Source organism: Bradyrhizobium sp. STM 3809, from assembly GCF_000239795.1.
Lineage (GTDB): Bacteria > Pseudomonadota > Alphaproteobacteria > Rhizobiales > Xanthobacteraceae > Bradyrhizobium.
The window spans coordinates 1-15492 of sequence record NZ_CAFJ01000083.1 but is presented as its reverse complement, the minus strand read 5'-3'; the positions used below and the strand labels follow the sequence as shown (position 1 = coordinate 15492).

General features: G+C 66.0%; 14 protein-coding genes. 5 read left to right on the top strand and 9 right to left on the bottom strand.

Going from position 1 to position 15492, the window contains the following annotated elements; all coding sequences use genetic code 11:
• Positions 1-39: 39 nt before the first annotated feature.
• Entirely contained in the window at positions 40-1407 is a 1368-nt protein-coding gene (locus BRAS3809_RS04200; protein WP_008960861.1) for a peptidoglycan-binding protein, read from the bottom strand.
• A gap of 142 nt (positions 1408-1549) precedes the next feature.
• Here BRAS3809_RS04200 and BRAS3809_RS04195 point away from each other — a divergent pair, with 142 nt between their 5' ends.
• A complete protein-coding gene (locus tag BRAS3809_RS04195; protein ID WP_008960860.1) occupies positions 1550-2353 on the top strand; it encodes a HesA/MoeB/ThiF family protein in 804 nt (267 codons plus the stop codon).
• Between the two features lie 188 nt (positions 2354-2541).
• Here the strand turns inward: BRAS3809_RS04195 and BRAS3809_RS04190 are convergent, their stop codons facing one another.
• Complete coding sequence (locus BRAS3809_RS04190) at positions 2542-3543, bottom strand: 2-hydroxyacid dehydrogenase (RefSeq protein WP_008960859.1); 1002 nt, start codon at positions 3541-3543, stop codon at positions 2542-2544.
• Between the two features lie 356 nt (positions 3544-3899).
• Here BRAS3809_RS04190 and BRAS3809_RS04185 point away from each other — a divergent pair, with 356 nt between their 5' ends.
• Positions 3900-4436, top strand: coding sequence for an SH3 domain-containing protein (locus BRAS3809_RS04185; RefSeq protein ID WP_035655238.1), 537 nt, complete (start codon positions 3900-3902; stop codon positions 4434-4436).
• A 106-nt stretch (positions 4437-4542) separates the two neighbouring features.
• Here BRAS3809_RS04185 and irrA read toward each other — a convergent pair whose 3' ends face one another.
• Positions 4543-5016: an iron response transcriptional regulator IrrA gene (irrA, locus tag BRAS3809_RS04180; protein WP_035638612.1), complete on the bottom strand. Its 474-nt coding sequence runs from the start codon at positions 5014-5016 to the stop codon at positions 4543-4545.
• A 417-nt stretch (positions 5017-5433) separates the two neighbouring features.
• Between irrA and fabA the strand changes: the two genes are divergently transcribed.
• The 3 genes from fabA to fabI all read left to right on the top strand — a co-directional run bounded on the left by fabA (position 5434) and on the right by fabI (position 8197).
• On the top strand, positions 5434-5955 hold the full coding sequence (gene fabA, locus BRAS3809_RS04175) for a 3-hydroxyacyl-[acyl-carrier-protein] dehydratase FabA (RefSeq protein ID WP_008960855.1): 522 nt from the start codon (positions 5434-5436) through the stop codon (positions 5953-5955).
• 76 nt (positions 5956-6031) lie between these two features.
• The gene (gene fabB / locus BRAS3809_RS04170) at positions 6032-7255 is read left to right on the top strand and encodes a beta-ketoacyl-ACP synthase I (RefSeq protein WP_008960854.1); all 1224 of its coding nucleotides are present in this window, start codon (positions 6032-6034) and stop codon (positions 7253-7255) included.
• 141 nt (positions 7256-7396) lie between these two features.
• Entirely contained in the window at positions 7397-8197 is an 801-nt protein-coding gene (gene fabI, locus BRAS3809_RS04165) for an enoyl-ACP reductase FabI (protein WP_008960853.1), read from the top strand.
• 138 nt (positions 8198-8335) lie between these two features.
• Here the strand turns inward: fabI and BRAS3809_RS04160 are convergent, their stop codons facing one another.
• The 6 genes from BRAS3809_RS04160 to infB form a co-directional block, all read right to left on the bottom strand.
• Positions 8336-8794 carry a GNAT family N-acetyltransferase gene (locus BRAS3809_RS04160; protein ID WP_008960851.1) on the bottom strand — a complete coding sequence of 153 codons (459 nt, stop codon included), beginning with the start codon at positions 8792-8794 and terminating at the stop codon, positions 8336-8338.
• Positions 8795-8996: 202 nt separating this feature from the next.
• Positions 8997-11156 (bottom strand): polyribonucleotide nucleotidyltransferase, encoded by a 2160-nt coding sequence (pnp, locus tag BRAS3809_RS04155; RefSeq protein WP_008960850.1) that lies wholly within the window; start codon positions 11154-11156, stop codon positions 8997-8999.
• Positions 11157-11514: 358 nt separating this feature from the next.
• Entirely contained in the window at positions 11515-11784 is a 270-nt protein-coding gene (gene rpsO / locus BRAS3809_RS04150; RefSeq protein ID WP_008960849.1) for a 30S ribosomal protein S15, read from the bottom strand.
• A gap of 2 nt (positions 11785-11786) precedes the next feature.
• Positions 11787-12884 (bottom strand): tRNA pseudouridine(55) synthase TruB, encoded by a 1098-nt coding sequence (gene truB, locus BRAS3809_RS04145; protein WP_008960848.1) that lies wholly within the window; start codon positions 12882-12884, stop codon positions 11787-11789.
• The gene (gene rbfA, locus BRAS3809_RS04140; RefSeq protein ID WP_008960847.1) at positions 12884-13300 is read right to left on the bottom strand and encodes a 30S ribosome-binding factor RbfA; all 417 of its coding nucleotides are present in this window, start codon (positions 13298-13300) and stop codon (positions 12884-12886) included. Before rbfA ends, truB begins: the two co-directional genes overlap by 1 nt.
• Positions 13301-13463: 163 nt before the next feature.
• A partial coding sequence (gene infB, locus BRAS3809_RS04135) for a translation initiation factor IF-2 (protein ID WP_035655237.1) occupies positions 13464-15492 on the bottom strand: 2029 nt, incomplete at its 5' end.

Genomic DNA, 15492 nt, shown 5'->3' with positions numbered 1-15492 from the left:
CTGCCGCGCTGCAGTGCGCGGTGCGGCGTGCGGACGACGCTATTTGCGCACGCAGATCACGCGCAGCGTCGCGGCCTTGACGTCGAGCGAGGTGCCGTCCGCCTTGACGCCCTGCGCGGACAGGAAGCCGCGCACCGCGTCGGCGCTCACCAGGACGACCTGGGACGACGGCACGACAGCGGTGCCGGCGAGCACGCCGGGCTTCAGCAGGGTCACGCCGGCAAATTTGCCATCGCCGTCCAGCGCGGCCGCGCCGGAGAAGCCCAGTCCCGGCGCCGGCGCGAGCGACACGTCGCTGCCGCCATTGCCGCCAAGCTGCGCCTTCACGACGCTGATGGCGCCGCCGCCGCCCTGGCTCTGCGGATCGGCGATGCCGACGATCTCGACGGATGATTTCGCCACGCCGCCCGACAATGCCAGGGGCTTGAGGCCGCGCGCACCATAGATGCGCAGCAGCGCCAGCCCGCGCTCCTTGTCCTCGGCCACCCGCTCGGCATGGCCGAAGCCGGGAATGGTGATGGCCACGCAAGCGTCGGTCACCTCGCGATCGGCGATGATGACGCCGTCCGTGCTCGCGACGATGCCGGTGCCATAGTCGACGCTGCGACGAGGCGCCGGTTGAGCGGCCAACGCCGCCGCCGGAAACGCCGTGAAAGCGGAGGACATCGCGATCACGACCGGCTCGACCGTGTTCTCGGTGGCCTGGTCGTACAGGATGGTCAGGATGCGCACCTCGTCGCCCTTGAAGGTGCCGCGGATGTAGAACTTCTTCAGGTTCTGCAGGCCCGACAGCACGAAGAAATCCGGCTTGACCACGCTGTAGTCGACAGTGCGGCCGGGCTCCTTCTTCTCGCGGTCGGCGAGCGCTGCGGTGGTCGGGTTGGCCTCCTTGCGCCGCGACAGCACGACCTGCACGGTGCCGGTCGGCGAGCTCCATTTCGAGCCGTTGGAATCGGTGGTCTGCTGCGGCACCAGCTTGGTCGGAATACCCAGGCGTGCGCCACTGGTCGGCTCGGTCACGAGCTTCCAGCCGACGCCCTCCTGCTTGCGGCGCGCGGTGTCGGCGAGCACGGCGCGCTCCTGCGGATTGAGCACGCCGGTCGGCTTGCCGCCCTTGAGCTTCTGGTAATCCTTGATCGCATTGACCATGCGTTCGCTGACGTCGCCGGTGATCGCGCCATTGTACTGGCCGACCCAGGCGAGATCGGACTGCAGCGACAGCCGCTCGGCCTGGCTCATCCCGTTGGCCGTGTCGGCCGGCGCCTGCACGCCGGGCCGCACGGCCTGGGTCGCCACCGGCTTGGGCTTGGCGCCCGGCAGCACGCCCTGTGTCGGCGTCGTCTGGGCCTCGGCGGGCGCGCACGCAGCGACCGCGCAGATGAAGGTTGCCGTGGCCAGCCGTCTCATGACAAATCCCGCTGCTCTTGCCGCTGACGTAAATAAGCACATCTGCTTGGTCGGTCACAATCCGGCGAGGGTTCAGCGCGGAGACCCGTGGTCTCCTTGATCGGCTGACAGCGATCCGGCAGCGGAAGGGGCGTTCGTGACGATGCTGAGCGATGAGGAAGTGGAACGCTACGCGCGCCATATCGTGCTGCGCGATGTCGGCGGTCCAGGTCAGGCAGCGCTGAAGCGCGCGGCAGTGCTGGTGATCGGTGCAGGCGGCCTCGGCGCGCCGGCGCTGATGTACCTCGCCGCCGCCGGGATCGGCACCATCGGCGTGGTCGATGACGACGTGGTGTCGCTGTCGAATTTGCAGCGCCAGGTCATCCACGCGACGCCCGATATCGGTCGTCCGAAGGTCGACAGCGCGGCGGAGCGTATCAATGCGCTAAATCCGCATGTCGGCGTCGTCGCGCACCGGACCTGGCTCAACGCCGACAATGCACTGGAGCTCATCGGCGGCTATGATCTCGTGCTCGACGGGTCCGACAATTTCGACACCCGCTATCTCGCCTCCGATGCGTGCTTCCTGGCGAAGAAGCCGCTGATCACAGGTGCGCTCGGCACCTTCGATGCGTCGCTCACGACGATCCGCGCGCATGAGAGGAACGACAAGGGCGCCTTCAATCCGACCTATCGATGCCTGTTCCCGGAGCCGCCGCCGCCCGGCACCGTGCCGGCCTGCGCAGAAGCCGGCGTGATGGGTGCGCTGGCCGGCATGCTCGGCTCGATGATGGCGCTGGAGGCGATCCGCGAGATCGTCGGCTTCGGCGAGGGCCTGGTCGGACGACTGCTGATGCTGGACGCGCGCACCATGCGCTTCGAGACGCTGCGCTATGGCCGCGACCCGGCGAATCCATTGAATGGCGACGGACCGGTGATTGCGGATCTCAGCGCGCACCGGAAGTGATGTGCGGGCTTGAGTCCAGCCCGTCACCACACACGCCGCCGTCGTCCCGGCCTTGAGCCGGGACCCATACTCCGCGGCGGTCATGCTGGGAGAAAAGCCAATCACCAGCGTGCCTCAAACCACACCCTGGCGGTCTGGGTCCCGGCTCAAGGCCGGGACGACACCGAGTGTGGAGCGGCCGGCTCGGCCTACAGCATGCTCGGCAGCACGCGGTCCGGCGGGCGGTGGTTGTCGAGGAAGGTCTTGATATTGATGATGACCTTCTCGCCCATCTCGACGCGGCCCTCGATCGTCGCCGAGCCCATGTGCGGCAGCAGGGTCACCTTGCCGGCCTTCGCCAGCCGCACCAGTCGCGGATTCACCGCGGGCTCGTGCTCGAACACGTCGAGGCCGGCGCCGGCGATGTCGCCGGCTTCGATCAGCCGCGTCATCGTCTCCTCGTCGATCACCTCGCCGCGCGCGGTGTTGACGATGTAGGCGTCCTTGCGGATCAGCTTGAGGCGGCGTGCCGACAACAGATGGAAGGTCGCCGGCGTGTGCGGACAGTTCACCGAGATGATGTCCATCCGCGCCAGCATCTGGTCGAGGCTCTCCCAGTAGGTGGCGCCGAGCTCGTCGGCGATGACGGGCGCCACCGGGCGGCGGTTGTGATAGTGGATCTGCAGGCCGAAGGCGCGGGCGCGCCGCGCCACCGCCTGGCCGATGCGGCCCATGCCGATGATGCCCAGGCGCTTGCCGCCGATGCGGTGGCCGAGCATCCAGGTCGGCGACCAACCCGCCCAGTTCTTGCCCTCGGTGAGCACCGACGCGCCCTCGATCAGCCGCCGCGGCACCGCGAGGATCAGCGCCATGGTCATGTCGGCGGTGTCCTCGGTGAGGACCTTCGGCGTGTTGGTGACGGTGATGCCGCGCGCCACCGCCGCGGCGACATCGATGTTGTCGACGCCATTGCCGAAATTGGCGATCATGCGCAGCTTGCAGTCGGGCTGATTGAGGATGTCGGCCGAGATGTGGTCGGTGACGGTGGGAACCAGCACCTCCGCGGTGCGCACGGCGTCGGCCAGCTGGTCCTGGCTCATCGGCTCGTCGTCGAGATTGAGCCTGGCGTCGAACAGCTCGCGCATGCGGGTCTCGACCGAGTCCGGCAGCTTGCGTGTCACCACGACGAGGGGCTTTTTCCTAGCTGACATGTGCTGCTCTCATGAGATCCTTCAGACCTCATTAACCGGGTTCGCCGAAACTACCGTCGTCGTCTGAGAGCGGCGTTTCCCTGGACTGGTCGTGTCGGATCACGCAGGTGGCCGATCCGTCCCTGACAGGGCTCCGCGAGCGATTCTCAGGCGCTTCCTGGCCGCTTGTGTTTGGTCCTGTCTAGCAGAAGGCCGGGCCAAGACAAGAAGCCAACGGCGGGTCGGGACCTGCGCTGCGGCAAGCCCTCTCTGTGCACGAAGGGGGGCAGCCCGGCGGTTCGATGGGGATCGGGCGAAAGGATCATGGACGCGACCACGCGTCGATCCTTGCGAGGGAGAGTGAGTTGAGTTCAAGCGTGTCGGGACGTCTCGGTGCAGTCGCAATCGTCGCCGCAGTTTTCTGCGCCAGTCTGCTCCACGGTTCGGTCAGCACCGGCGCCGTGGCCAAGGATTCGGTTCTCACCACCAGCGGCCTGCCGGTGCCGCGCTATGTCAGCCTGAAATCGGATCATGTGAACGTCCGCGCCGGTCCGACCAAGGACAATGACGTGGCCTGGGTCTACACGCGCTCCGGCCTGCCGGTGGAGATCACTGCGGAGTACGAGAACTGGCGGCGGGTGCGCGATTCCGAGGGGTCGGAGGGCTGGGTCTACCACTCCCTGCTGTCCGGACGCCGAACGGCGGTCGTGACCATGAAGAACAAGGATGATCTCGCGCCGATCTACGACAGCGCCGACCAGACCAGCGCGGTGACCGCGCGGCTGCAGGCCGGTGTCGTCGCGCAGGTGAAGAAGTGCACCAATGGCTGGTGCCGCGTGCTCGGCAATGGTTTCGAGGGCTGGATCCAGCAGCAGCGGCTGTGGGGCGTCTACGCCGACGAGCAGGTGAACTGACGTCATCGGCGCGCCGGCTCTGCCGGCCGCCGCCTGGACGTGTTGCCGACATGAAAATGCCCGCGAGCGGCGCGGGCATCGGTGACGTTAACGATTGTGTTCTGGTTCAGCGCTTCTTGCGCAGCCGGACGACCATGTCGATCCGGGCGATCTCGTAACCCTCCGGCGCCTCCGGCAGCTTCGACAGCGCCAGATGCTGGTCCGGAATGTCCACCAGCTCGTGGTTGTTCTCGAGATAGAAGTGGTGGTGAGCGGTGACGTTGGTATCGAAATAGGTCTTGGTACCGTCGACACTGACTTGGCGCAGCAGCCCGGCGTCGGTCAGCTGATTGAGCGTATTGTAGACCGTCGCCAGCGACACCGGAACCTTGGCGAGCGTCGCTTCCTCGTACAGCATTTCCGCCGTCAGATGCCGCGCGCCCTTGCCGAACAGCAGCCAGCCCAGCGCCATGCGTTGCCGCGTCGGACGCAAACCGGCGGTCTGCAGCATTTCATTGACGTCGTGCCACGGGCAGCCGTTGAGCGCAGGCTGCCGGCCCGTGCCCAGCCCATCAGGACCGGCGCGGTCGTGACCACTCATCGAGGCATTGTTGCTGGCATCCACGTCATGCACCGAAATCTTCACACCGACTGGATTTGATATAGGAAGAAACCCCATCAGATGCAAGCTTATCGCAACTACCCTATCTAGAACGACCCTAAACTGCATCTGCTGCCCGGCGCAATTGCGTGTCGGCGCCCCGCGCCGATTTAGCTGGATACGCGCATTGACGCCGCAATCCCCTATGTTAGAGAGCGCGCGGACCCGATTTGACCTGCCATGGCGGGCGCTGCTGGCCGCTTCGGCCGTCGGCGCCATCGAACTGCCTGGTCTGGGGCGCCGGCCAGTCGACGGTATGGCCGGACGGCGAAACGGCGCATGAACGGGTCGACGCGCGAAGGGGCATGTCGCGCGCCAAATCTTCCACCGGGGATCGTTGAGAAAGGCTCATCAGGCATGCTGGATCGGCGCGGCAGTTATGAATACGAGGACCTGCTGGCCTGCGGCCGCGGGGAGCTGTTCGGTCCCGGCAACGCGCAGCTGCCGCTGCCGCCGATGCTGATGTTCGATCGCATCACCGAGATCGCCGAGACCGGCGGCGAATTCGGCAAGGGCGTCGTGCGCGCCGAGCTCGACGTCAAGCCGGATCTCTGGTTCTTCGGCTGCCATTTCAAGAACGATCCGGTGATGCCCGGCTGCCTCGGCCTGGATGCGATGTGGCAGATGGTCGGCTTTTTCCTCGGCTGGACCGGTGGCGCAGGCCGCGGCCGCGCGCTCGGCCTGGGTGACCTGAAATTCTCCGGCCAGGTTCTGCCGACCGCCAGCAAGGTTGTGTACAACGTCGACATCAAGCGCGTGATGCGCTCAAAGCTCGTGCTCGGCATCGCCGACGGGTGGCTTTCGATGGATGGCGAGATTATCTATCGCGCCAAGGACCTGAAGGTCGGTCTGTTCAAGCAGGGCGCCGCGCCGTCTTGAACCGGCGGGTTGCGACCACAGACAGTGCAGCAGGCGTGACTGCAACAAAACACACGAGCAAGGCGAGGCGGACATCATGAGGCGGGTCGTCATCACGGGCATGGGCATCGTCTCGTCGATCGGCAACAACACCCAGGAGGTGCTGGCGAGCCTGTACGAGGCGAAGTCCGGCATCTCCCGTGCTGAGAAATATGCCGAGCTTGGTTTCCGTTCGCAGGTGCAAGGCGCGCCGACGCTGAATCCCGCCGAGGTGGTCGACCGCCGCGCGATGCGTTTCCTCGGCGAGGGCGCGGCGTGGAATCACGTCGCGATGGAGCAGGCGATCCTCGATTCCGGCCTGGAGCCGACCGACGTGTCCAATGTCAGGACCGGCATCATCATGGGCTCGGGCGGCCCGTCGACGCGCACGCTGGTCGAGGCCGCCGACATCACCCGCACCAAGGGCCCCAAGCGCGTCGGACCTTTCGCAGTGCCGAAGGCGATGTCGTCGACGGCGTCGGCAACGCTCGCGACCTGGTTCAAGATCAAGGGCGTCAACTACTCGATCTCCTCGGCCTGCGCGACGTCGAACCATTGCATCGGCAATGCCTATGAAATGATCCAGTACGGCAAGCAGGACGTGATGTTCGCCGGCGGCTGCGAGGAGCTCGACTGGACTCTCTCGGTGCTGTTCGATGCGATGGGCGCGATGTCGTCCAAGCACAACGAGACGCCCGCGACCGCCTCGCGTCCGTATGACGTCAGCCGCGACGGCTTCGTGATCGCCGGCGGCGCCGGCGTCCTGGTGCTCGAGGAGCTCGAGCGCGCCAAGGCGCGCGGTGCGAAAATCTATGGCGAGATCGTCGGCTATGGCGCGACCTCGGACGGCTACGACATGGTCGCGCCGTCGGGCGAGGGCGCCGAACGCTGCATGCAGATGGCACTGTCGACGGTGAAGACCAGGATCGACTACATCAATCCGCACGCGACCTCGACGCCGGCCGGCGATCCGCCGGAGATCGAGGCGATCCGCAAGGTGTTCGGCTCCGGCGAGAAGTGCCCGCCGATCGCGGCCACCAAGGCGCTGACCGGCCACTCGCTCGGCGCCACCGGCGTGCAGGAGGCGATCTACTCGCTGCTGATGATGAAGAACGGCTTCATCTGCGAGAGCGCCAACATCACCGAACTCGATCCGGTGTTCGCGGACATGCCGATCGTGCGCAAGCGCATCGACAATGCCAAGCTCGGCACCGTCCTGTCGAACTCGTTCGGCTTCGGCGGCACCAACGCGACGCTGGTCTTCAAGCACCTCGACGCCTAAGATTTCCAGCAGCACGGGTTCCTCGGCGCGAGCCGGACAGCAGCGCGAAACATCTTCGCACCGAGGTCCGGCCATCGGCGTCGCCGGACCCTGACGATCATCTTGGCTGGGCGGGCCCCGGCATGACGAAGGAGAGTGAGCATGCAGGGTCTGATGGCAGGCAAGCGCGGTCTGGTCATGGGCATCGCCAACGACCATTCGATCGCCTGGGGCATCGCCAAGACGCTGGCTGCGCACGGCGCCGAGATGGCCTTCACCTATCAGGGCGATGCGCTCGGCAAGCGCGTGCGTCCGCTCGCCGACGAACTCGGCGTCAAGCATGTGCTGCCCTGCGACGTCGAGGACATCGCCAGCGTCGACAGCGTCTTTGCGGCCCTGCGCGAGGCCTGGGGCGGGCTCGACTTCATCGTCCATGCCGTCGCCTTCTCCGACAAGAACGAGCTCAAGGGCCGCTACGCCGACACCTCGCGCGAGAACTTCTCGCGCACCATGCTGATCTCCTGCTTCTCCTTCACCGAGATCGCCAAGCGCGCCGCCGAGCTGATGCCGGAGAGCGGCGGCAGCATGATCACGCTGACCTTCGACGGCTCCAACCGCGTGATGCCGAACTACAACGTGATGGGCGTCGCCAAGGCCGCGCTCGAGGCCTCGGTGCGCTATCTCGCCGCCGACTACGGCCGTCGCGCGATCCGCGTCAACGCCATCTCGGCCGGTCCGGTGCGCACGCTGGCCGGCTCCGGCATCGGCGATGCCCGCTTCATGTTCGCATTCCAGCAGAAGCACTCGCCGCTCGGCCGCGGCGTGACGCTGGAGGAACTCGGTGGTTCCGCGCTCTACCTGCTGTCGGACCTCTCCGGCGGCGTGACCGGTGAGATCCACTATGTGGACTCCGGCTACAACGTGATCTCGATGCCGCGTCCCGAGGACCTCAAGGCGGAGTAGGACTAATCAGGAGGGCGGAGGCCGGGACATGGAGTCCGGCGAGAGGCCGGACCGCATGAGACTGTGGCGGATGTTGTATCGCGGCAAGCGGCTTCCAGCCATCAGCGTCACCGCGCAGGCCTGTCGGGAGCATCCGCCCTATGGGCATCCCCGCTTCCAGCGGTAGTACTTCATCATCCGGCCGTGCACCGGGTCCGCTTCCGTCTTCTCCAGCACAAAGCCTTCCCGTTCGTACCAGCGCCAAGCCTTCGCGTTGCCCTCGGCGCAGCGCAGCCAGATCTCGTCGGGTAGCATGTCGCGGGTGAAGGCGAGCAGGCGGCGGCCGAGCGAGCGGCCTTGATAGGCGGGCGCGATCATCAGCTGGTCGAGATAGAGCCGCTCAATGTTGACAGCCAGCATCGCCGCAAGCGCGCCGCCGTCATCGGCGACGTACAGGCTCCAGCCGCCCGCCACCTCCCTCGGCACGCGCTCCCGGAGATAGGTCAGGAGCTTTTCGCTGGGACTTTCCAACCCGGTCGAGCACCAGCTCTCCATCCAGATTTTCGCGATGGCGTCGTATTCGTCCGGCCTTGCTAAACGGATGATCGTCTCGGACATCGGATACGAGCCTCCAGCACGCAGATGCGAACGTAAGCTCTCTCCCCCGTCATTGCGAGGAGCAACGCGACGAAGCGATCCAGAGTCGCTTGCGCGATCCCGGATTGCTTCGTTTCGCTCGAATGACGCGGAGGGACCGGCGAGCCAAAAAAAGGGCGGCTCGAAGGCCGCCCTTTGGTCTCTGTCGGAAGAGATGCGCGGCTTACTCGCCGGCGGCCTCGCGCGGAGCGTCGGCGGCGTCCGCCTTCTGCTTGGCCTCGAGGTCCTCGCCGGTGGTCTGGTCGACGACCTTCATCGACAGCCGGGTCTTGCCGCGGTCGTCGAAGCCGAGCAGCTTGACCTTGACCTTGTCGCCTTCCTTGACGACGTCGGACGTCTTCTGCACGCGCTTGTCGGCGAGCTGCGAGATGTGCACGAGGCCGTCGCGGGTGCCGAAGAAGTTCACGAAGGCGCCGAACTCCATCACCTTGACGACGGTGCCGTCATAGATCTGGCCGACCTCCGGATCGGAGGCGATCGACTTGATCCACTTGATGGCGGCCTTCATCGCCTCGCCGTCGCTGGAGGCGACCTTCACGGTGCCGTCGTCCTCGATGTTGACCTTGGCGCCGGTCTTCTCGACGATCTCGCGGATCACCTTGCCGCCGGTGCCGATCACTTCGCGGATCTTGTCGGTCGGGATCTTGAAGGTCTCGATGCGCGGCGCGTATTCGCCGAGCTCGGCGCGCGCCGCCGTCAGCGCCTTGGACATCTCGCCCAGGATGTGGATGCGGCCCTCACGCGCCTGGCCGAGCGCCACGCGCATGATCTCCTCGGTGATGCCCTCGATCTTGATGTCCATCTGCAGCGAGGTGATGCCGCTCTCGGTGCCCGCGACCTTGAAGTCCATGTCGCCGAGATGGTCCTCGTCGCCGAGAATGTCCGACAGAACCGCGTAGCGGCTGCCTTCCAGGATCAGGCCCATCGCGATGCCCGCGGTCGGCCGCTTCAGCGGCACGCCGGCATCCATCAGCGCCAGCGACGAGCCGCAGACGGTGGCCATCGAGGACGAGCCGTTGGACTCCGTCACCTCCGAGACCACGCGCGTGGTGTAGGGGAACTCGTGATGCGGCGGCAGCACCGGGTGGATCGCGCGCCAGGCCAGCTTGCCATGGCCGATCTCGCGACGCTTGGTGCCGCCGAGGCGGCCGGTCTCGCCGACCGAGTAGGGCGGGAAGTTGTAGTGCAGCAGGAACGTTTCCTTGTACGTTCCCGACAGCGCGTCGATGTACTGCTCGTCCTCGCCGGTGCCGAGCGTGGTCACGACCAGCGCCTGGGTCTCACCGCGGGTGAACAGCGCCGAGCCGTGGGCGCGCGGCAGCACGCCGACTTCGCAGACGATGTTGCGGACCGTCTTGACGTCGCGGCCGTCGATGCGGCGGCCGGTGTCGAGGATGTTCCAGCGGACGATCTTGGCCTCGAGCTCCTTGAACACGTCGGCGACGCGGAGCTTCTCGTATTTCGGCTCGGCACCTTCCGGGAAGAAGTGCGCCATCACCTTTTCCTTGACCGCGCCGACGGCGGCGTAGCGCTCCTGCTTCACCGGGATCGCATAGGCCTTGCGCAGGTCCTGCTCGGCAATGCCGAGCATTTCCTTCTCGATCGCGCTGTTGTCGATGATCGCGACGTCGCGCGGCTCCTTGGCGGCCTTCTCGGCGAGCTCGATGATCGCGTTGATGACCGGCTGGAAGTGACGGTGACCGAACATCACCGCGCCGAGCATAATGTCCTCGTTGAGCTCCTTGGCCTCCGATTCGACCATCAGAACGGCGTCCGAGGTGCCGGCGACGACCAGGTCGAGCTGGGTGTCGGCCATTTCGTCGAGGGTCGGATTGAGGATGTATTCGTCATTGGCGAAGCCGACGCGGGCGGCGCCGATCGGGCCCTTGAACGGCACGCCGGACAGCGTGAGCGCGGCGGAGGCGGCGACCATCGCCAGGATGTCCGGATCGTTCTCCATGTCGTGCGACAGGGTGGTCACGATCACCTGGGTCTCGTTGCGCCAGGCATCGACGAACAGCGGGCGGATCGGACGGTCGATCAGGCGGGAGACCAGCGTCTCCTTCTCGGTCGGACGGCCCTCGCGCTTGAAATAGCCGCCGGGAATGCGCCCCGCAGCGTAGGCCTTTTCCTGATAGTCGACGGTCAGCGGCAGGAAGTCGACGCCGTCGCGCGGCGACTTGGCGGCGACGACGGTCGCCAGCACGACGGTCTCGCCATAGGTGGCGACGACGGCGCCGTCAGCCTGGCGCGCGATCTTGCCGGTTTCCAGCTTGAGGGGACGTCCACCCCAGTCGATCTCGACGGAATGCTTGGTAAACATGGGTATCTTCTTTCATAGGATGAGCGAAGGCAGACCCCCCAAAACAAAAAAACCATGCGCAAGATGGCAGGGCGCTGGATTGCGATCAGCGCCCTGCGATCCTGCCATGGTTTTCTTATTTCGGATGGCGTCCATCCTTCTCGTCGTACGGGCACCTTGCCCGTCACGCCCAGCGGCCGGATTGCTGCTGAGGCGTACTGTACGGCCTGCGCCGGACCGGCATATGAAGCGTATCCGCTTCTTTCCGGTGTCCCGCCAGACCGCATGATCCCGGATTCACGAACGCCGCTACAAGCGACGTCCTCGGGATCATGCCATCACGCGCGCGAACTCGCGCGCGCTCACTCCAAGGCGAAGCTCAACGACGGATGTTGTGCTTCTCGAGCAGCGCCTTGTAACGCGCCTCGTCGTTCTTCTTCAGATAGTCGAGCAGCGAACGGCGGGTCGAGACCAGCTTCAGGAGGCCGCGGCGGGAGTGGTTGTCCTTGCCGTGAGTCTTGAAATGGCCGGTCAGGTTGTTGATGCGCTCCGACAGGATCGCAACCTGCACTTCAGGGGAGCCGGTGTCGCCGGCCTTGGTGGCATTCGCCTCGATGATTTCCGCCTTGCGCTCTGCGGTAATCGACATCGTCAATCTCTCTCGTTGCGACCGGAGCTGGCAGTCAGTCCGGTCAGGTTGAACACGCGCTTGGGGATGAGTTCGCCATTGCCAATTTCGGCAAGCGCCAGAAGGCGGCCTGCGACCGTGACATAGACTGTGCCGCTACTCTGGGGCGCATCCCGTCCGCGCAACAAGACGGCCTGGCCCCGGTGGAGCCTTGCCGCATCCGCCCGCGTGACGGCCAGTGCCGGGATGTCGTCCAGCGCGGTCTCAACGGGCAGCAGTGCGTCGGCAAGGCTTCCCTCACCGGACGCGGCTCTATTGCACAAAGCCTCCAGTTGTTCCAGCGGAATCATGTCGTTCTCGGTAAACGGGCCGACCAGGGTGCGCCGGAGCGCGCTGATATGGCCGTAGCAGCCGAGAAGCCGGCCCATGTCGCGGGCCAGGGCCCGGACATAGGTTCCCTTGCCGCATTCGGCCTCGAACACCGAGTGGTCGGCATCGGGCTGGTCCACGAGGGTCAGTTCGTGGATCTCGACCGGGCGCGGCTGCAGCTCGACCACCTCGCCGTCGCGGGCTAGGTCATAGGCGCGCTCGCCCTGGATCTTGATCGCGGAATAGCGCGGCGGGGTCTGCTCGATCCGGCCGGTAAATTGCGGCAGCAGCGCGCGGATCGCGGTGACATCCGACCGTTTCTCGCTGGTCTGGACGACCCGGCCCTCGGTGTCGTCGGTATCGCGCTCCGCACCCCAGGCGACGGTGAAGCGATAGCGCTTGCGGCCGTCCATCACGAACGGAACGGTCTTGGTCGCCTCGCCCAGTGCGATCGGCAGCCCGCCCGAGGCGAGCGGATCCAGCGTGCCGGCATGGCCAGCGCGCTTGGCCTGGAACAGGCGCTTGGCGACCGCGACGGCCTGCGTCGAGGTCATGCCGATCGGCTTGTCCAGGACGACCCAGCCATGAACGTCGCGACGGTCGCGGCGCGGCTGATTGCCCCTGTGCTGCTTGTGGCGCGGATCATTGTTGTCGCGCGGACGCCCGTCGGCGGCGTGATTTTTTTTCACGTTGACGGCGATCGCATCGGTGTTCGGCGACTCGACAGTGCCGGTTTCGGGGGGAATGGTCATCAGCTCTCTTCCGAATCCGAATTGAGATCTCTCTGCACCGCAGGTGTTCGCAGTAATTTCTCGATCCGTTCCGCTTCGTCGAATCGTTCGTCGACGCGGAAGCGGACGTCAGGTGCAAATTTCAGGTTAACGCGCCGCGCGACCTCGCCGCGCAGGAACTTCTTGTTGCGCTCCAGCGCCGCGAGCACGACGTCAGTGTCGCGTCCGCCGAGCGGCATGATGTAGATCGTTGCAAGCTTGAGATCGGGCGACATGCGGACTTCGGGCACCGTAATGATGTGTCCCTCGAGGTCCGGGTCGTGCGCGCTACCATGGCTGAGAATGTCGGCGACAGCGTGGCGCACCGTCTCGGCCACGCGCAGCTGTCGCTGCGAGCCGCCGGAAGCTGCGCTTCCTCTCTGATGATGACGAGGCATTTTGCAAAAAATCCAACGGATCATCGCCCGGCGCGAGCGCGGGCGAGCGGATCATTCTGATTGAGTTCAACGACGCTTGGTTAAGTTCAAGCTCCGCAGCGATTCCGCTGAAACACGGAATCGCTGCTCGCTCGAATGACAGCGCGCTCTGTAGGATTCGGACTTACAGCGAGCGCTGAATGGTCTCCACGCGATAACATTCGATGACGTCGCCGACACGCATGTCGCCGTAGTTCTCGAAGGCCATGCCGCATTCCTGGCCGGCCTGCACTTCCTTCACCTCGTCCTTGAAGCGCTTCAGGGTCGACAGCTTGCCCTCGTGAACCACGACGTTGTCGCGGATCAGGCGGACATTGGCGCCGCGCTCGACGGTGCCGTCGGTGACGCGGCAGCCGGCCACCTTGCCGACCTTGGAGATATTGAACACCTCGAGGATCTGCGCATTGCCGAGCATGGTTTCGCGCAGCGTCGGCGCGAGCAGGCCGCTCATCGCCTTCTTCACGTCATCCACGAGGTCGTAGATGATGTTGTAGTAGCGGATCTCGATGCCGTTGCGCTTGGCGAGCGCGGCGGCTTCCTTGTTGGCGCGAACGGAGAAGCCGATGATCGCGGCGTTGAAGCCTTCGGCCAGCGTGACGTCGGATTCGCTGATGCCGCCGACGCCGGCATGCAGGATGCGGGCGGCGACCTCCTCGGTGCCGAGCTTCTCCAGCGAGCCGAGAATGGCTTCCAGCGAACCCTGCACGTCGGCCTTGATGACCAGCGGGAATTCCTTGCGGCCCGCCGTCTTCAATTGCGACATCATCTGCTCAAGCGAGCCGCGCATGCCGGAGATCGAGGCGGCGGCATTCTCGCGCTTCTGGTGCGCACGATAGCTCGTGACCTGGCGGGCGCGGGCTTCGTTCTCGACCACGGCGAGACGATCGCCGGCTTCCGGCGGACCGTTGAAGCCGAGCACCTCGACCGGCACCGACGGACCGGCCTCCTGCAGGGTCTCGCCCTGGTCGGAGATCAGCGCGCGGACGCGGCCCATCTCGGCGCCGGCGACGATGATGTCGCCGACCCGCAAGGTGCCGCGCTGGACCAGCACGGTGGCGACCGGACCCCGGCCCCGATCGAGCTTGGCCTCGATCACGGTGCCTTCGGCCGGACGATCCGAATTGGTCTTGAGGTCGAGGATGTCGGCCTGCAGCGCGATCATCTCGAGCAGACGATCGAGATTGGTCTTGTTCTTGGCGGACACTTCGACGTCGACGACCTCGCCGCCGAGCGATTCGACCTGCACCTCGTGCTGCAGCAGCTCGGTGCGGACGCGCTCGGGCCGGGCGTCGGGCTTGTCGATCTTGTTGATCGCCACGATCATCGGCACCTTCGCCGCCTTGGCGTGGTTGATGGCCTCGATCGTCTGCGGCATGACGCCGTCGTCGGCCGCGACCACCAGCACGACGATGTCGGTGACCTTGGCGCCGCGGGCGCGCATCGCGGTGAACGCGGCGTGGCCGGGCGTGTCGATGAAGGTGATCTTCTTGCCGCTATCCGGCGCGGTCACCTGATAGGCGCCGATATGCTGGGTGATGCCGCCGGCTTCGCCCGAGACCACGTTGGCGTGGCGCAGCGCGTCGAGCAGCGAGGTCTTGCCGTGGTCGACGTGGCCCATGACGGTGACGACCGGCGAGCGCGGCTCGGTGTCGGTCGAATCGTCGACGACGTCGAACAGGCCCTCTTCCACGTCGGAGGCGGCGACGCGCTTCACGGTGTGGCCGAGCTCTTCGGCGATCAGCTGCGCGGTGTCGGCATCGATCACGTCGGTGATCTTGTGCATCGCGCCCTGGCGCATCAGCAGACGGATCACGTCCACCGCGCGCTCCGACATGCGGTTCGCCAGCTCCTGGATCGTGATCGCCTCCGGGATCGTCACCTCGCGGACCAGCTTCTCCTTCTGCTCATTGGCGGCGTGGCCCTTGAGCCGCTGGGTGCGGCGGCGGAACGAGGCGATCGAGCGCTCGCGGACGTCATCGGCGTTCAGCGCGGTGACGACGGTGAGGCGGCCGCGCTGCTTCTGCGGACCCGGCTTGTGGGTGGTCTTCGGCGGCGGCGCGGGGCGCGCGGCGCCACCGGGGCCACGACGGATCTGGCGCGGACCTTCATCCTCGTCGGGACCAGCGGCGACCGGTGCCGGCGCGCGGCCGAGC

What these genes read in the sequence shown, in the direction of transcription:
- BRAS3809_RS04200 (WP_008960861.1), bottom strand. Translation starts at nt 1,407, where the DNA reads ATGAGACGGCTGGCCACGGCAACCTTCATCTGCGCGGTCGCTGCGTGC.
- BRAS3809_RS04195 (WP_008960860.1), top strand. Translation starts at nt 1,550, where the DNA reads ATGCTGAGCGATGAGGAAGTGGAACGCTACGCGCGCCATATCGTGCTG.
- BRAS3809_RS04190 (WP_008960859.1), bottom strand. Translation starts at nt 3,543, where the DNA reads ATGTCAGCTAGGAAAAAGCCCCTCGTCGTGGTGACACGCAAGCTGCCG.
- irrA (WP_035638612.1), bottom strand. Translation starts at nt 5,016, where the DNA reads ATGAGTGGTCACGACCGCGCCGGTCCTGATGGGCTGGGCACGGGCCGG.
- fabA (WP_008960855.1), top strand. Translation starts at nt 5,434, where the DNA reads ATGCTGGATCGGCGCGGCAGTTATGAATACGAGGACCTGCTGGCCTGC.
- fabB (WP_008960854.1), top strand. Translation starts at nt 6,032, where the DNA reads ATGAGGCGGGTCGTCATCACGGGCATGGGCATCGTCTCGTCGATCGGC.
- fabI (WP_008960853.1), top strand. Translation starts at nt 7,397, where the DNA reads ATGCAGGGTCTGATGGCAGGCAAGCGCGGTCTGGTCATGGGCATCGCC.
- BRAS3809_RS04160 (WP_008960851.1), bottom strand. Translation starts at nt 8,794, where the DNA reads ATGTCCGAGACGATCATCCGTTTAGCAAGGCCGGACGAATACGACGCC.
- pnp (WP_008960850.1), bottom strand. Translation starts at nt 11,156, where the DNA reads ATGTTTACCAAGCATTCCGTCGAGATCGACTGGGGTGGACGTCCCCTC.
- rpsO (WP_008960849.1), bottom strand. Translation starts at nt 11,784, where the DNA reads ATGTCGATTACCGCAGAGCGCAAGGCGGAAATCATCGAGGCGAATGCC.
- truB (WP_008960848.1), bottom strand. Translation starts at nt 12,884, where the DNA reads ATGACCATTCCCCCCGAAACCGGCACTGTCGAGTCGCCGAACACCGAT.
- rbfA (WP_008960847.1), bottom strand. Translation starts at nt 13,300, where the DNA reads ATGCCTCGTCATCATCAGAGAGGAAGCGCAGCTTCCGGCGGCTCGCAG.